General features: G+C 47.6%; 1 protein-coding gene and 1 pseudogene. One reads left to right on the top strand and one right to left on the bottom strand.

Annotated features, from left to right (window positions below):
• Window positions 1-470 (top strand): annotated as a pseudogene (locus R7Q47_RS24365) (adenosine deaminase); the annotation flags it as partial.
• A gap of 69 nt (window positions 471-539) precedes the next feature.
• Here the strand turns inward: R7Q47_RS24365 and hemN are convergent.
• Window positions 540-1434 (bottom strand): oxygen-independent coproporphyrinogen III oxidase (hemN, locus tag R7Q47_RS24360; RefSeq protein WP_318089792.1); only part of this gene is annotated, 895 nt, incomplete at its 5' end.

Below are 1434 nucleotides of genomic sequence, written 5' to 3'. Positions count from 1 at the left end.
GCTTTGTCTCTCATTTCAAACAAGTGCGTGATGCAGGCCTAAACGTGACAGTTCACGCTGGTGAAGCAGCGGGCGCTGAAAGCATGTGGCAAGCCATTCAAGAGCTAGGTGCAACGCGTATCGGCCACGGTGTGAAAGCGATTCACGATCCAAAACTGATGGATTACCTAGCGGAAAACCGTATCGGTATCGAATCGTGCCTGACGTCGAACTTCCAAACCAGTACGGTCGATTCTCTAGCAAATCACCCACTGAAACAGTTCCTAGACCACGGCGTTCTAGCGTGTCTAAATACGGATGATCCTGCGGTAGAAGGTATTGAGCTACCTTACGAATACGAAGTGGCGGCGCCAGCAGCCGGCCTGAGCCAAGAGCAGATTCGCCAAGCGCAAATCAATGGCCTTGAGCTTGCTTTCATTTCTGATGCAGAAAAAGCAGAACTGAAAGAAAAAGTTAAAGATCGCGTTTAATCAGCGCAAAATTACAAAAAATGCCAGCATTTGCTGGCATTTTTTGCATTTGGAATCGGCAAGCGATGATCAAATCACGCGAGAGAATTGCTGCTGACGCGCTTTTGCTCGCAGATATTTATCGAAGCTCATACAGATGTTACGGATAAGCAGGCGACCACGCAGTGTCACTCGAATTTCATTGTCATCCACTTCCACCAACTCATCATTGATGAACGTTTGCAGCAATTGCAGGTCTTCTTTGAAGTACTGATCAAATTTCACTCTGAATTCAGATTCGATCGCTTTTTTATCAAGCTTAAAGTTACAAATCAGCTGCTTAATGACTTCACGACGGAGCAAGTCATCCGAATCGAGTGAGACACCTTTCCACAATGCGTGGCGAAGGTCATTTACTTGAGCGTAGTACTTCTTGAGCTCTTTTTGGTTTTGCGCGTACGCATCACCAATCATTGAAATGGCAGAAACACCAAAGCCCACTAAGTCACACTCTCCTTGAGTGGTGTAGCCTTGGAAGTTGCGATGCAACACTCCTTCACGCTGCGCAACGGCGAGTTCGTCGTCAGGCATCGCAAAATGGTCCATGCCGATGAACTGGTAGCCAGCACCCGTCAAAGTTGCGATCGTGTCTTGGAGAATCGCCATTTTCTCTTCTGCTTTTGGCAAATCTTCGTCTTTAATCTTACGCTGCGCAGCAAACAATTGCGGCATGTGTGCGTAGTTAAAGACCGACAGACGACCCGGCTGCATTTCCAGCACTTGTTCTAACGTCTTCGCAAAAGAGGCTTTGGTCTGCTTCGGCAAACCGTAGATCAAATCGAGGTTGGTCGAACGGAAACCCAACTCTTTCGCACGTGCCACCATCGCAAAGATGAATTCTTCATCTTGTTCACGGTTCACCAGTTTTTGCACTTCTTTGTTGAAGTCCTGAACGCCGATGCTCAGGCGGTTGAAGCCTTCACTA

This window comes from Vibrio sp. Vb0349 (genome assembly GCF_033338975.1).
The sequence above is the reverse complement of the archived record's forward strand: the minus strand, read 5'-3'. Positions and strand labels throughout refer to the sequence as shown.